The sequence below is a fragment of the Bartonella alsatica genome, from assembly GCF_013388295.1.
In the GTDB taxonomy this organism is placed as follows: domain Bacteria; phylum Pseudomonadota; class Alphaproteobacteria; order Rhizobiales; family Rhizobiaceae; genus Bartonella; species Bartonella alsatica.
Genome location: NZ_CP058235.1, coordinates 1,303,514 through 1,319,518 on the forward strand (window position 1 = coordinate 1,303,514; position 16,005 = coordinate 1,319,518).

General features: G+C 37.1%; 10 protein-coding genes and 1 tRNA gene. 7 read left to right on the forward strand and 4 right to left on the reverse strand.

What is annotated here, in order from left to right:
- The first annotated feature begins 182 nt into the window (after positions 1–182).
- On the forward strand, positions 183–1,610 hold the full coding sequence (locus HWV54_RS05355; RefSeq protein WP_005865980.1) for a hypothetical protein: 1,428 nt from the start codon (positions 183–185) through the stop codon (positions 1,608–1,610).
- Between the two features lie 151 nt (positions 1,611–1,761).
- On the opposite strand, the gene rpoH is transcribed toward HWV54_RS05355, so the two are convergent.
- The 3 genes from rpoH to HWV54_RS05370 form a co-directional block, all read right to left on the reverse strand.
- A complete protein-coding gene (rpoH, locus tag HWV54_RS05360; protein ID WP_005865978.1) occupies positions 1,762–2,640 on the reverse strand; it encodes an RNA polymerase sigma factor RpoH in 879 nt (292 codons plus the stop codon).
- A 161-nt stretch (positions 2,641–2,801) separates the two neighbouring features.
- Positions 2,802–3,806: an RluA family pseudouridine synthase gene (locus HWV54_RS05365; RefSeq protein WP_005865976.1), complete on the reverse strand. Its 1,005-nt coding sequence runs from the start codon at positions 3,804–3,806 to the stop codon at positions 2,802–2,804.
- Between the two features lie 32 nt (positions 3,807–3,838).
- Positions 3,839–5,269 (reverse strand): aldehyde dehydrogenase family protein, encoded by a 1,431-nt coding sequence (locus HWV54_RS05370; RefSeq protein ID WP_005865974.1) that lies wholly within the window; start codon positions 5,267–5,269, stop codon positions 3,839–3,841.
- Between the two features lie 459 nt (positions 5,270–5,728).
- On the opposite strand from HWV54_RS05370, the gene HWV54_RS05375 reads away from it, so the two are divergent.
- The gene (locus tag HWV54_RS05375) at positions 5,729–8,275 is read left to right on the forward strand and encodes a DNA translocase FtsK (RefSeq protein WP_005865972.1); all 2,547 of its coding nucleotides are present in this window, start codon (positions 5,729–5,731) and stop codon (positions 8,273–8,275) included.
- 191 nt (positions 8,276–8,466) lie between these two features.
- Positions 8,467–10,728, forward strand: coding sequence for a sensor histidine kinase (locus tag HWV54_RS05380; protein ID WP_005865970.1), 2,262 nt, complete (start codon positions 8,467–8,469; stop codon positions 10,726–10,728).
- Positions 10,729–10,745: 17 nt separating this feature from the next.
- Here HWV54_RS05380 and mscL read toward each other — a convergent pair whose 3' ends face one another.
- Positions 10,746–11,159, reverse strand: a complete 414-nt coding sequence (gene mscL, locus HWV54_RS05385) for a large conductance mechanosensitive channel protein MscL (RefSeq protein ID WP_005865968.1) — start codon at positions 11,157–11,159, stop codon at positions 10,746–10,748.
- 561 nt (positions 11,160–11,720) lie between these two features.
- Here mscL and HWV54_RS05390 point away from each other — a divergent pair.
- The 4 genes from HWV54_RS05390 (at position 11,721) to HWV54_RS05405 (ending at position 15,923) form a co-directional block, all read left to right on the forward strand.
- Positions 11,721–12,809, forward strand: coding sequence for a quinone-dependent dihydroorotate dehydrogenase (locus HWV54_RS05390; RefSeq protein WP_005865967.1), 1,089 nt, complete (start codon positions 11,721–11,723; stop codon positions 12,807–12,809).
- A 139-nt stretch (positions 12,810–12,948) separates the two neighbouring features.
- Positions 12,949–13,025 (forward strand) — tRNA-His (locus tag HWV54_RS05395).
- Between the two features lie 175 nt (positions 13,026–13,200).
- Entirely contained in the window at positions 13,201–14,628 is a 1,428-nt protein-coding gene (locus tag HWV54_RS05400) for a glutamine synthetase family protein (RefSeq protein ID WP_005865965.1), read from the forward strand.
- Between the two features lie 11 nt (positions 14,629–14,639).
- Positions 14,640–15,923, forward strand: a complete 1,284-nt coding sequence (locus HWV54_RS05405) for an NAD(P)/FAD-dependent oxidoreductase (RefSeq protein ID WP_005865963.1) — start codon at positions 14,640–14,642, stop codon at positions 15,921–15,923.
- The last annotated feature ends 82 nt before the right edge of the window (positions 15,924–16,005 follow it).

Here is a 16,005-nt window from a genome sequence, read left to right on the forward strand (position 1 = left end):
AAGGTTTAAGAGCAAGTGAGAGAAAGGTGCAAAATAGCATTGTTTATTTTTCATATTCATTCTAAACTATTACAATAGTTATATCAATATAAATGACAATCAATTTAGAAAGTTAAAGTACAGGCGTTTTTAGCTTTACGGCTGGGGTTACTTTTCTCAGTTTGGGAAAGATTATAGAGGATATGGTAGATTTCGTTGGAATCTTAAAAAAGGCAATCAATGCACAAAATAATATTACACCACAAGTGCGTAAGCGGATTTATAAACGAGCTATCGAAACACTAGAACATCAGTTTGTAGCAGCAACAGTACCACAAACAATGGCAGATGAGCAAAGAAAGGTTTTGCAAAATGCTATTGCAACTGTTGAAGAAGAATATTTAGCAGTTGAAAAGGAGCTACTTTCTTCAGTTATTGGATGGAATCCTACAGGTGTAGCTGGAGATAATAAGTACATACAAAATTCTATATTGCCACAAGATAATGTGTTTTCAGGGATAGAAACAAAAGAAAGACAGGGATTTATTATAGATTCAAAGGACTCTAAGGTGTTTAATGAGCCTTGTGTATCAGAGGTACCAAATGCCGAGCCTGTTAATATGGAAACTTATTTGATTTCTCAGCATGTTGATGAGAGTATCTTAAAAAATTCTTCTTTAACTGCTTCTTTGCAAGGAGATGATCCGCACATTGTTTCGCATATTTTTTCTCAAGCCGAACGTCGTGCTAATCGGTCATTGGTGCAAAGGCGTATTGTGATAAGTGTTGCTGGTATCACTAGTTTTTTCGTTTTAACTGTTGGTTTTTGTTTCGTTGGTGGACGTGTGTTTGTATCAAATGATCATCAATTGTTGGAGGGAAATCTTCAAATTTCTCACGCATTACCAAAAACACTTCCGGTCAAGAGAAAGTTGACTAAACGCTTATTAGAGGATGGAAGTGAAATTGATGTCGGTTTAGATCAAGCGGTGGATGCTTCAAATAAAGAAGGAACCTTAAGAGTTGTTACTAGCAATTTACAGTCAATTGACCAATTGGGTGAAGCTATTTTTTACCAAGCGCGTACAAATTATGATGCAGAAAAAGTGGCAACAGGGAGTGCTCGTTGGACACTTATAAAAGAGTCTCGTGTGAAGGATGCTCCCGAAGAATTGGCTATACAAGGTGATATAACAATTCCAGATGAAGGGTTTTCATTACGATTAATTTTACGTCGTAATACCGATGTATCTTTTCCTGCTGCGTATGTTATGGATCTTGTTTTTATTCTTTCTGATAAATTTTCCGGACAGGCTATAAGCAATGTACAAACATTAACTTTTAAAGCAAGTGAACACTCTATTGGACAGGCTTTAGCAAAAACTGTTTCAGCAAAGATTGGTGATAATTTTTTTCTTGTTGCATTGAGTGCCAGTCATCCATTTCTTGATCGGAATTTACAATTGATTCGGGAACTGGATTGGGTGCGTTTGGTCTTAACGGATAAAAATGGACGTATAAATGAATTAACTTTTGCAAAAGGGCCAACAGGTGAGTCTATTTTTAATGAAGTTATTGGACAATGGCTTGCAAAATCAGACAATCTAACAGTTCTTGGTAAAAAAAGATAAAATACCGATGCAGGTAGGTACTATAAAAAGAACGTTCATCATCAAAAAGTGTAGATCGATTCAAAAGTATAAAGCTAAAGCACACTTGCTTTTGCTCTACACTAAGAATGTGCAAAATTAGCTTTATACTTACTTTCGAAGTCCTCTATACTTAACTCTGAGATAAAGCAGATGCTTTAATAAAATTTTGTACTTTCTCAAATGCACGCATTTCAATTTGTCTTATACGTTCCCGGCTGATATTAAATTCGCTTGAGAGTTCTTCTAGTGTTAGTGGTTTATCGCTTAATCGGCGTGCTTTGAATATACGCTTTTCACGTTCACTCAAGTTATCCATGGCATTTATGAGCATGGAACGACGATTTTCCAATTCACTTTGTTCAATCAAGGTTTGTTCTTGATTACTAGAGTCATCCACTAACCAATCTTGCCATTCACCATTTTCACCCGCTTTTGTACGAAGAGGTGTATTGAGTGAAGTATCACCCCCAAGTCGACGGTTCATTGAGATGACTTCATCTTCTGTGACATTTAATTTTGTTGCAATTTCTTTTACTTGTTCTGCGTTAAGATCACCACTGTCAAGCGCCTGAAGTCTACTTTTTAACTTACGAAGGTTAAAAAATAAGCGTTTTTGATTCGCAGTTGTTCCTATTTTTACCAAACTCCAGGATCGCAATACATATTCTTGGATCGATGCTTTAATCCACCATATAGCATAGGTTGCAAGCCGAAACCCCCGTTCTGGTTCGAAACGCTTAACAGCTTGCATAAGCCCGACATTGCCCTCTGAAATGACCTCTCCAATAGGCAACCCATAACCTCGGTACCCCATTGCGATTTTGGCTACAAGACGCAAATGACTTGTCACCAACCTATGCGCAGCTTTTAAGTCATTATGTTTACGATAACGCTGAGCCAACATGTATTCTTCTTTTGGTTCCAGCATTGGAAAACGACGTATTTCCTCTAAGTAACGATTCAACCCCCCGTCACCTATCGTCACTGATAGCAGATTCATATGGGCCATATAGCACCCTCCTTGTTACATGAATTCCCTGATAAGGCAAATTCTATTCCTAGATGTTATCTCTCTTTAACCTTACCCTAGCATAATTTTCAATTTTGTTCAAAAAGAGATATTTTCAAAAAGAGATATTTTATTGTGAAATCCTGAAAAGACTAAAAGTTTCAATTTATTTTTTTTAAATGCTCGATAAGTTCAGCCATGTCTTGGGGAAGCGGTGAAGAAAAAGTCATAATTTTATCTGTAGCTGGATGTTCAAAAGTCAGACTGGCTGCATGGAGTGCTTGCCGATTAAATTGATTGATTGCATTTTTGATGATAGGATTAAGCATATTTGATTTTGTTTTAAAAGCGTTGCCATAAACAGTATCACCTATGAGCGGATGTCCCATATGCGCCATATGAACACGGATTTGGTGAGTACGTCCAGTTTCCAGACGACATTCTAGAAGGCTAGCAACAGATGTTGTGTCTGCGTAAATTCCATATTTTTCTAGAAGAGAAAAATGTGTAACAGCATGGCGGGCATGAGGATGTTGGTTATGGACAACAGCCTGCTTTATTCGATTATGGGGAGAACGGCCAAGAGATGCGTTAATTGTCCAAACATTATGGCTAGGCGATCCCCAAATCAAGGCATGATAACGTCGATCTAATGCGCTGGTACGCCCATGGTCAGAAAATTGGGCACTGAGGCTTTTATGAGCAAAGTCATTTTTAGCAACTATCATGACTCCACTTGTATTTTTATCGAGACGATGGACAATGCCGGGGCGCCTAACACCACCAATACCAGATAGACTTTTACCACAGTGATAGATAAGGGCGTTAACTAATGTTCCAGTCCAATTGCCATTGCCCGGATGAACCACGAGACCAGCTGGTTTATTGATAACAATGACATGATCATCTTCAAAGAGAATATCCAATACAATGGCTTCACCGCTAGGTGCTAGGTCACGGAGAACAGGCATTGTCAATTCGATAATTTGGTTAGGTTTTAATTTTGTTTTCGGCTCCTTTATGAGTTGGCCATCAACTTTAAGATAACCTTCACGGATAAGGGTTTGCAGACGTGAACGCGACAGCACATTGTGATATTGTTTAGCAAGCCACTGATCGAGTCTTTGCCCAAGAGCTCCTTCATCTGTTATTTGCTGTGTTACCATATGATTTCTATTAAGCTTTTATTGAGAATCTTTTACCAGTATGAAATTGCTTTGGTATCAAGAAATTCTTTGATTCCCCAGTGGCTGCCTTCACGGGCGCGTCCAGAAAATTTTACGCCTCCAAAGTAACTCCCACCGGGTAATCCATGTCCGTTGACTTCTACCATACCAGATCGTACTTGCGCAGCGATACGACGACATTTGTTACGATCTTGCGATTGTATATAATTTGTAAGACCGTATTCGGTGTCATTAGCTAAGGCTATGGCTTCGTCTTCTGTGTTAAAGGAAAGAATTGATAGGACTGGACCAAAGATTTCTTCTCGAAAAATACGCATACTAGGTTTCACATCGGCAAAGACTGTTGGGCGAACATAGTAACCGCACTCCATCCCTATTGGTAAACCAGTTCCACCTGCAACAAGAGTTGCACCTTCATCAATTCCAGATTGGATGAGATTCTGAATTTTGTTGTATTGTTGTTTTGAAACTACCGGACCAATATGATTTCCTGCTTGGTGGCTTGGCCCCACTTTTGTTTTTTCAGCAATATCTTTGGCTGTTTTAATAGCTTCGTTATAGATGTTTTGTTCCACAATCATACGTGTTGGTGCATTACAGCTTTGTCCACTATTATAAAAGCAGTGTCGTACACCACGTTGAATAGCACCCGTATCGGCATCAGCAAAGATGATGTTAGCTCCTTTGCCTCCAAGTTCTAGACTAACTCGTTTTAAAGTGTTGCTTGCATTTTTGGAAATATCTTTTCCTGCTTTAGTTGATCCGGTAAAACTGATCATTTCCAGATCTGGATGTGCTGAAAGGTAAGAACCAATGTTAGCACCATCACCATTGATTAAATTAAAAACGCCGGCAGGTAAAGCGGCTTCATCTAAAATTTCAGCAAAGAGCATAGCAGAAAGAGGAGCAATTTCAGAGGGTTTTAATACCATAGTACAGCCCGCCAAGAGAGCAGGAATAACTTTAAGAGTCACTTGGTTCATGGGCCAATTCCATGGAGTAATCAATCCTACGACGCCGATAGGGTCATATTGAAGAATCGCTTGCTCATTTCCTTCTATTAAAACATCTTGGAATGAAAATTCTTTATAAGCTTTGATAAAGTTGCGAATATGAAAACTGCCGGTTGCGGTTTGCGCATTGAGTGCCATATCAATGGGTGCTCCCATTTCCATTGAAATGGTTTTTGCCATCTCTTCTGAACGTTTTTCATAGATTTCTAAAATTTTTTCAACGAATCCAAGACGTTTATTAGGCTGAGTTGTTTTCCAATTTTGAAAAGCTATTTTAGCTGCGTCAATTGCTTTATCTGCGTCTTTTTTGCTGCCAAGGCTAATGACGGCACAAGCTTCTTCTGTTGATGGATCAATGACATGTAGATCGTGAGGAGTACTTGGATCGTCCCATAGACCATTGATATAAAATTTCCGCTTATTAAACATGCTTCACTCCCTATTTTTCTTTTTTCGTATTCTAAAATTCATCCTATTTGAGCCTTTTTGAACAAGAATAACAAGGGTAATCTTATCACAGGTAAAGAAACTAGTTGTTTTATAAGACAAAGTTGGAGAATTAAGAGAGCACTTCTTATTATACTAATTGCTTGTATTATATATACTAATCATTTTTATGAAATGGAAAAGAAAGATGGAATACAGGCAGTTTTTCTATAATTTTTTTTATCATAGAATTTTCTTCACAAAAATTGAGTACAACTATATGAGATCATAAATTTTGCAATTTATTCAATTTATAGAGAAAATCTCATTGAGAAGAATTAAGGTATTATTTTTTGTTAAAAAGTGTCAGTCAGCAAAAGGTTATTAACCTTCATACTATAGTTTCTATACATTCTTTTTGAAGAAGCAATTATTCTCATTGCTATAAGTTTGTTGGATACCATGCATAATTCGAAGACAAAATCTATTTCTACGCCTTCTTTTTCTGATGAAAATACACAAAATACGTCAGAAGGGGATTCATCTACTAGGATTTCTGAGATATTTTCTTATCCAGAAATATGGAAAAAGGCATTTACCCTTGGACAAAACGTACGCTTTACGCGAACACCAGAAGTTGAGTTTTTGCGTCGTCGCATTGAAACAGATCCAGTTTTTGCGAAACAGTTTAAAGTGTTTATGAAGAAAGAGGGAAAAAATCTTACAAACATTCTACATTGTAGTAAGAATTCAAAAAGTAGTAAGGATTCAAAAAATTCTCTTTCAACAAAGAGAGTAATTAATCCTCAAACGATAGAGAATAAAGCATCAATTTGCCACGCTATGGCTTTGAAGCAATTGTCACGGCAAGTTGTTAGTAAAGCACTTAATGATGAAAGAAAGAAACATAAATTACAAGTAGAAAATGTGGCGCAAAAGACAAAGCCAATTTTTCATCTTTCTGATGACGCATTCTTTGAGTGTGGATCCTTTATATTAGAACAGGTTGATACTAAAATTTTAGAAAAGGATGTAACATCGATTGATCGCACGAATAATGATATATCCGATACTAATTCTACCTTTGATGAATCAATTACTGCTCTTTATCGTGTTCTTGAATACCGCTTTCCACAATTTTACGATTCAATTACATCAGAATCACCAGCAGAAAGGCTTCAGGAAATTGAGGAAATTTCTAATCTAGCGCATGAAAAGAATGGTACTGTTAAAGAGGAACGAGAGTGTTTTTCTGATGATAGGTTAAGCGATGTGGAGGCAACTATAGAAAATCAAAATATCAGCAATCTTACTGATAATATAACAGAAGGTATTACCAAGAATTCAGAAAAGTTTTCTGTAGTGAAACCAAAAGATAAAGTATTGCGATCTACTAGCACGTTTTTAAACAATTATGATTCTGCTTTTACGTCAAATGTTCAATCTTTTGACGATGGTACTTATGAATTTCCTCCGGTCAATTTATTGCAGGAACCTGTTTTTCATGAAGGCACAATAATTCCACAGGAGATATTAGAGCGTGGTGCTGGACTTTTGGAAAGTGTTTTGGAAGATTTTGGCATTAAGGGTGAAATTATCCATGTTAATCCAGGGCCAGTGGTAACAATGTATGAATTTGAACCTGCAGCTGGAGTAAAGTCATCTCGGGTCATTAATCTTTCCGATGATATTGCTCGTTCTATGTCTGCTATTTCTACACGCGTTGCTGTGATTCCGGGACGCAATGTTATTGGGATTGAGTTGCCAAATGCGGTTCGTGAAATCGTTTACTTAAGGGAATTAATCCAAACAAGTTCTTTTCGCGAAAGCCAATTTAAATTGGCCCTTGCTTTGGGGAAGGGTATTAATGGTGAGCCTGTCATTGCAGAATTAGCAAAAATGCCTCATTTATTAGTTGCAGGGACAACAGGATCGGGCAAATCGGTCGCGATTAATACAATGATTTTATCGATTCTTTATCGAATGACACCACAGCAGTGCCGTTTGATCATGATTGATCCTAAAATGCTAGAACTCTCTGTGTATGATGGCATTCCACATCTTTTAACGCCTGTTGTTACGGATCCCAAAAAAGCGGTTACAGCTTTAAAATGGGCGGTTCGTGAAATGGAGGAGCGTTACCGTAAGATGGCCAAGTTAGGTGTGCGTAATATTGATGGTTTTAATGCACGTGTTGCACTTGCAGCACAAAAAGGTGAAACGATTATGTGTACTGTACAATCAGGTTTTGATAAGGAAAGTGGAGAAATTCTTTATCATGAAGAAGCCATGGATCTAACGCAGCTTCCTTATATTGTTGTGATTGTTGATGAGATGGCTGATCTCATGATGGTGGCAGGTAAAGAAATTGAAAATGCCATTCAGCGTTTAGCACAAATGGCACGTGCGGCAGGTATTCATCTTATTATGGCTACACAGCGCCCTTCCGTTGATGTTATTACTGGTACGATTAAAGCAAATTTTCCTACCCGTATTTCTTTTCAGGTAACATCTAAAATAGACAGTCGTACAATTTTGGGAGAACAAGGTGCTGAAACACTTTTGGGTCAGGGAGATATGCTTCATATGGTGGGCGGTGGGCGCATTGTACGCGTTCATGGACCTTTTGTTTCTGACGAAGAAGTTGAATCCATTGTTGCACATCTTAAAATGCAAGGAAAGCCTGATTATTTAGCAACGATAACGGATAGTGAAAACGATAACAAAGATGGTGAATCTGAGAATTCAGTTATTGGAGTTTCTAGAGAAGAAAATTTGGATGAGGATGGTGAGGAGCTTTATATGCAAGCTGTAAATATTGTCATGCGTGATAAAAAGTGTTCTACATCTTATATTCAACGTCGGCTTGCAATCGGGTATAACAAGGCAGCTTCTCTCGTTGAGCGCATGGAAAAAAAAGGCATTGTTGGAGCTGCTAATCACGTTGGGAAACGAGAGATTTTACTCAATGAGTATAATAATAAGCAAAACAGTTTTAAAAATGCATGACCTAAAAAATACTTAATGATTGTTGTTTTAAGGTTTAATAACTTTTTTTATTTTATGAGAGCGGATATTGCCGCGTGCTTATTTTTACTGTGAAATATTAAAACATTAAATGGGGAGTGACAAAATAGAAGCACTATTTTGTATTAAGGCTGCTAATGTGTAGCTTAGAATGATACAAAGAAGGGGTGTATATGTCTTTAGCATTTTTAGATTATCTGGAATGTAAAGAAATTAACCAAGCCTTTATACGCAGAAAAATGGCTTTCGTTCTCTCTTCTGATTGTAGAAATCTTCTTTGGTCAAATGGTGCTGCAGCGTATTTTTTTGGTTTTTCCTCTGTAACAGCTATGATGAAAGAGCGGTCTTTTTTTGACAAAGTGGAGCATCACAAGATATTGAAGGGTGCGCAATATGCAAGTGCCGTTGCATTGGACGGTTTAAAGCGCACCGCTGAATTTTCCATAGTTTCTATTGATATTATGGGTATAGGAAAGGCATTTTTATTGGAATCATTTCTAGCAGAAGAAGTTTCTCTTATCGCTGGATTGGATGACGCAGCAATGTCTGTTACGGTAGTTGATGAACATGGGAAAGTCTTGGAGACTTCCTCTCATTTTTCGTTTATTGATGAAACAGTTAAAATTCTGCTACAGACGATTGATAATGAAACGCCAGTTAAGACCATTTTAACCATAGCAGGTATTCGTACACAAGTTGGCATTATTCGCTTGAAGATGAAACCGGTAAGTTTTTTGGTTTTATATGCACCATTAAAATCAGACGAGTTGAAGAATAATCAGGAACTTTTTTATTTTACGCCGAAATTGTTGCCACAACGATTTACTTGGAAAATGGATAGAAACGGAAGATTTTGTGATGTTTCAAAAGAGTTAGCTAAAATTGTTGGACCTATTTCTTCTTCTATTTTAGGATCGAGTTTTCATGAACTTGCTGATCAGTTTAATGATGAGCGGTATCGATTACTCAACGGCTTTATTGCAGCAGCTTTACCTTGGAGCAAAAAGATTGTTAATTGGCCTGTTGATGATTGTTTAGAGTGGCTTGAAGTTGAATTATCTGCTGTGCCAATTTTTGATGTCAAACAACAGCTTAAGGGATTTAGAGGCTTTGGTATTTTGAAGATACAGGAAAAAAAACAAGAGAAAAAAGATGAAAATCCATATATAAAAACATCAAGTCTTTCGGAGGTGGAACGTTTAGCTTTTCATGAGATTGCGGAACGATTGCGTGGAGAATTGCATTCATCTGTAGGAAACAAGCATTTGGTTAAGGAAGCAGCGTTTCTGTTACCAAATGCACAGACATTACCAGTAAATGCTATAGAACAAACCCTCATAAAAGAACCGGCAGTGGTTCTATCATTATTGGATACAGCCACTAGTGGCATTTTTTGGTTAAATGGAGAGGGGGTAATTCAAGCAGTTAGCAGCGCTGCTTTGGCATTGACTGGCTATGAAATAAATGAATTATTGGAACAGCCATTATCATCATTATTCACTTTACAGAGTCGATTTTTAGTTGAAAAATATTTTAAGTTTATACGTGTAAAGGGAAAAAATCAGGTTTTTAATCGTGGTGAGACAGTTGAGTTACTAACGAAAAGTCATAAAAATATAATGGTTTCTATGACGATTGTATCTTTGGTACGGAAAGACGACTATGCTGTTATATTACGTGATATGAAAGAAACAATTCAATCAGTAGATAAAAAAGCAGAAGGGAGTAAACTAGTTGGTGTCGTTCATGAAATGCGGACACCTTTGAATGCTCTTATTGGTTTTGCAGAAATTATGAGAGATGGCCGTTTTGGTGCGATAAACAACGAACGTTATCGTGGATATTTACGTGACATTGTCTCATCTGGAAAACATATATTATCGCTGGTTAATCAATTACTAGAATGCTCAAAAGCAAATTATTCTGGTTCAAATGATCAGGTCAAGGTGCCTCTTATGACTGAAGCATTTGATGTGATAGCCTGTTTGCGTGCGAGTATGGCGTTTCTTGAGACACAGGCTAATCATAATGGTATTATCATGCGTATTGTTGCTCCAGCTCATGTACCATTTATTGCTATATCACAGCAAATATTTCGACAAATTATATGGAATCTTCTTTCCAATGCCATTCGTTTTACGCCATCGGGTGGACAAATTATTGTTCATGTTTCTTATGAAAAAAAAGAGCGTATAAAGATTTCAGTGAGTGATAACGGTATAGGGATGAGCGATGAAGAGATTTTACAGGCACTGCAACCTTATGGTCAGATAAAGCGTAAAGACGGACGCTCTGGTGACAGCGCTTTTATTGGAACTGGTTTAGGACTTCCGATGTGTAAAGCAATGATAGAAGAAAGTGGAGGCCAACTTTTATTATTTTCCAAACCTAATCATGGAACAACTGTGGAAATGTTTTTTCCTCATGTTCCATGAGGTAATTCCGCACCAATTTATTTTTTTTTAGCTAAAAGATCTCTGATTTCTGACAAAAGTTGTTCTTCTAAAGACATTTTGTTGGAGCTTTTCTCTTCTTCTTGTTTTCGACGGAGTTTGTTCATAGCTTTAACAAATAGAAAAAGAACCCAAGCAATAATGAGAAAATTGATAAGTAAAGTTATAAAGTTGCCGTAGCTAATAGTTGCTCCAGCTGCTTTAGCGGCACTCAATGTAGCTTGTTTTTTACCGGCTAGCTGAATAAACATATTAGAAAAGTCAATCCCACCTGTGATAAGCCCAATGATTGGCATAAAAATATCGTTGACCATTGAATTAACCAAGCCACCAAAAGCTCCTCCTATAATCACACCGATAGCGAGATCAATCATATTACCTTTTAGGGCAAATTCTTTGAATTCTTTAAGCATTGCGTTGTCCCCTTTCTAGAAAAGATATATAGTAACTTTAATTACTGCTTTTGATGAAAAAGGAAAGAGCGGTTTTTATTTTATTGTAGCGTCGTATTACGAAAACTGGATTTTTTTCAAGAATATTATGACATGTTAGAAAATTTAACAAAGGGTTCTGTTTGATTTAATAAATATATCTTGTGGGGTTCAGAGTAACAGCAAGCTTTTTTTATAAAAGTAAAAAACTATGCTTAATTTATAAAATTGTTACTAAACTTTTATGATAACATATTGAAAAAAAACTCTTTTGCAGGATATTTGTTGCTCTTATTTGCAGATAAATTCAATTTTTAATGGCTAAACAATTATGAAAAGATGAGAAAGTGTTTTCTAAATACAAAAAAATCCTTTTTCTATTTAGTATGCATAAATATAAACGTGAATGGTGGGCTATTATAAACTTTTTTGTAATAGGAATACGTTCTTAATTTAGATGATATGCCATCTTTATTGGCGATTTTTGTGTTAAAAGATTTACATTAAGTGCAATGGATCAGTTTTATATTTGGAGAAGGATTGATGAGTTTCTTTCGTTGTATTGGTCGTTCTGCTTTATTTATGTTGGATCCAGAACGCGCACACCGTTTAGCAATTATTGGGTTAAAAAGTGGATTAAACAGATATCAAAAAGTTATCGATAAGCGTTTATGTGTGAATCTTGCGGGTCTTGAATTTGAAAATTTTATCGGTCTTGCTGCGGGTTTTGATAAGAATGCAGAGGTTGTTGATGCTGTTTTTCGTTTAGGATTTGGTTTTACTGAAATTGGTACGGTCACACCAAAACCTCAAGCAGGAAATCCGAAACCGCGACTTTTTCGCTTAAGAGAAGATGAAGCGATTATTAATAGAATGGGTTTTAATAATGATGGGCATCAAATTGTTTATAATAGACTTTGCACGTATAAACAAACTGGCATTGTAGGAATCAATATTGGAGCAAATAAGGATACGATCAATAAAGTTAACGATTATACGTCTGGTATTGCTTATTTTTATGATGTTGCTGATTATTTTACGGTTAATATTTCTTCACCGAATACGCCAGGTTTACGTGATTTACAAGTGCGTGACAGTTTGCATCTTTTGATAAATGCGATTTCACAGATGCGCAATGAGCAAAAGAAAAAATATGGATTTTCCGTTCCCATTTTTTTAAAAATTGCGCCTGATTTATCGGAAGAAGAGTTAGATGATATCGCTGAAGAAGTAAAAATTTCTGATTTTGATGGTCTTATTGTTTCTAATACTACTCTTTCACGTCAAGGACTTAACAATAGTTCACTAAATAGTGAAGAGGGAGGACTTTCTGGGCGTCCACTTTTTGAGTGTTCTACTATTGTGCTGGCAAAAATGCGTCAAAAATTAGGTAAGGAAATTGCAATTATTGGGGTTGGTGGTGTAAAAGATGCACAAACAGCTTTGGAAAAAGTGAAAGCTGGTGCAGATTTGATACAATTGTATAGTGGGATGATTTATGAGGGACCAGACCTTGCTGTGACTATTCTAGAAGAGATTTTGCAGATTATGGAGCAAGATGGGATTAATAGCATAAAAGCTTATCGCGATTATAGTGTTGAATATTGGGCAAAACGCTCACTTCCTTTGTGACAAAACTATTTTTTCTTGATAATAAAATATGAGATTTTTTTAAAGGGGCTTGCAAACTCTTTTGATCTTCCTTATGTCACAGAAACAGAGAATAACAATTTACGAAATCGTAAACAATTATAGTACATTTACTTTTTATGCGGTTGTAGCTCAGTTGGTTAGAGCGCTGGTTTGTGGCACCAGAGGTCGTAGGTTCGAATCCCACCAACCGTACCATCTTTTCACTGTGTTTGTTATGATAAGCAACTTACAATTGGTTCCAAGGTCTTTTTTACCTTGATGGGAGTTGTATATCTTTTAAAATTAAGTTGATTAAGATTTTTAGTAACGTTTATGCATGAGATGATACCATAATAACAAGGCTTAATTGTTTTTTTTTAGTCGGTGTGTTATGACTATGAAAAATGGTAAACAAATGAAAAATAACCGTTCTAAGCCTGTTTCTGGTTTTCTTAAAAATTTACGTGGTGTAAGCAATTGGGAACAAGTTTCACATTGGTTAGCTTTCCGTAATGTAGAAGATATTGAATGTATTACACCTGATCAAGCGGGAGTGCCGCGTGGCAAGATGATGCTTTCTAAAAAATTTATATCGGAAACGTCGTTGGCATTGCCTTCAGCGGTTTTTGTAGCAACGATTTCAGGAGATTATCCTGAAGATGGTCATGGTTTTGAATATCCTAAAACAGATGGTGATCTACGCCTTGAGCCTGATTTGTCTACGTTAAGCATTGTGCCATGGGAAGATGCTCCTACTGCACAAGTAATTTGTGATCTTGTGTATCAAAATGGACAGGTTGTGGATTATACACCACGAAATGTGTTACGAAAAGTGATTGATTTTTATACGCAAATGGGTCTAAAGCCAATTGTTTCACCAGAAATTGAGTTTTATTTGGTACAGAAAAATCCTGATCCTGATTACCCTTTAGTACCTCCAGTTGGCCGTTCTGGACGTTCAATTGGTGGAGGGCAGGGATATTCGATTGCCGGTGTGAATGAATTTGATGAGTTCATTGATGATATTTATCATTTTTCGGAAGCGCAAGGGTTGGAGATTGATACACTCATTCATGAGGAAGGGGCTGGGCAGTTTGAAATCAATTTACGTCATGGTGATCCAATTGAATTAGCTGATCAGGTTTTTATGTTTAAACGAACGATTCGTGAAGCAGCACTTAAGCATAATATGTACGCAACTTTTATGGCCAAGCCTATTCAAGGTCAGCCCGGTTCTGCTATGCATATTCACCAATCAGTTATTGATAAGAAGACGGGTATGAACATTTTTACACAGAAGGATGGTGGAGAAAGTGACTGTTTTCGCTATTTTATTGGTGGATTACAAAAACATATGGCGGGGGGACTTGTAATGCTTGCGCCTTATGTGAATTCTTATCGACGTCTTATGCCTGATATTTCAGCTCCTGTTAATTTGCGATGGGGGTATGATAATCGTACTATAGCTTTTCGTGTGCCTCGTTCTGCTCCACAGGGGCGGCGTGTTGAAAATAGACTTCCTTCATCAGATGCTAATCCTTATTTAGCTCTTGCAGCTTCTTTGGCTTGCGGTCTCATTGGGTTACAGCAAAAGCTTGAACCAGATGAGCCAACAACAACTAATGTGAATGCTGACAGCATTGAATTACCACGTGGTCTCATTGAAGCGGTTAATTTATTTGAACGAGATACAGCGATACGTGCTATTCTAGGAGATGTGTTTGTAAGTACTTATGCTGCAATCAAACGACAAGAGTTTGAAACTTTTATGGAAGTGATTAGCCCGTGGGAGCGCGAGTATCTCTTGCTTAATGTTTGAGGTTTATCACGATGATTGGTTATAATTCGATCTCTCCAGGAGTTTCTTGGTATGAAGATACTTTAGAAGAACGCCCATCTTATCCGTTTTTTTGCGAACAGATACAGTGTGATGTGGTTATTATTGGAGGTGGATTTACCGGTCTTTCGGCTGCTTATCATTTAGCTAAATTTGGTGTACATGTTGTTTTGTTTGAAGCTTCACGTTTTGGTGATGGTGCTTCAGGGCGCAATGGTGGACAATTGGGAACAGGGCAACGGCAATGGGTGGAAACACTAGAGAAAAAATATGGTTTTGAGCGAAGTAAGGCACTGTTTGATTTAGCTGAAGAGGCCAAAAGAGATATTTTATCGTGGTGTGCGACGCTCGATAGTCAATGCGAATTTATGGAAGGACATCTTTCCGTTATCCATAAAAAACGTGAACTAGCGTCTTATCAACGGCATATCGAGGTAATGCAGCGTTATGGCTACCACAGTCTTACTTTTATGGACAGGGATGAAATAGCTAAGCGACTTGGTTCGTCTTTTTATTATGGCGGTATTTATGATGCGGATACTGGTCATATCAATCCCTTAAAGTTGGTTGTTGGGTTGGCGAAGAAAGCAAAAAGTGCGGGTGCTAAGCTCTATGAAAAGACACAAGTTACTGCGGTGAAGCGCAATGGGGGCTATTGGAGGGTGATAACAAAACAGAACAGTATAAAGACTAAGCACGTTTTACTTGCAACCAACGCTTATAAACTTGGGCTTCAGCATTTTGTTGAGAAAAATATTTTTCCTATTCGCTCTTATATTGGAGCAACTGAACCATTATCAAAAGATAGTCCGATTCTTCGAGGAGGCGAATCGGTAGATGATTCTCGTTTTATGGTGCGCTATTTTCGCAAAAGCATTGATAATCGTTTATTATTTGGCGGAGTAGAAAGTTATGATAATCAGTATCCTGTAAATTTAGAGGAGCGTATACGAAAGCAGATTACTGAAATTTATCCTCATCTACACTCTATCAATTTGACTCATCATTGGGGGGCAACGGTTGCCATTACGGTTGAACGTATGCCTTATGTTCGCCAACTTTTCTCAGGTATAACTTATTGTGGTGGTTATTCGGGTCATGGAGTTATGCTTGCTCCTTTTATGGGAAAATTATATGCTGAGTGGCTAATGGGGAAACGTGAGCGTTTTGCCTATTTTCAAGACTTAAAAATTTCTTCTTTTCCAGGTGGAAGAGTTTTGCGTTATCCGCTTGTATTTTTGGCAATGTACTGGTTTTCCTTGATGGATCATTTTTAACTAAACACCGTTTAAAATGAAAAAAATAATGGCTCGTTTAATATCTACCTGCTTTAATGATTGGAGCTTTTATAGATTGTTT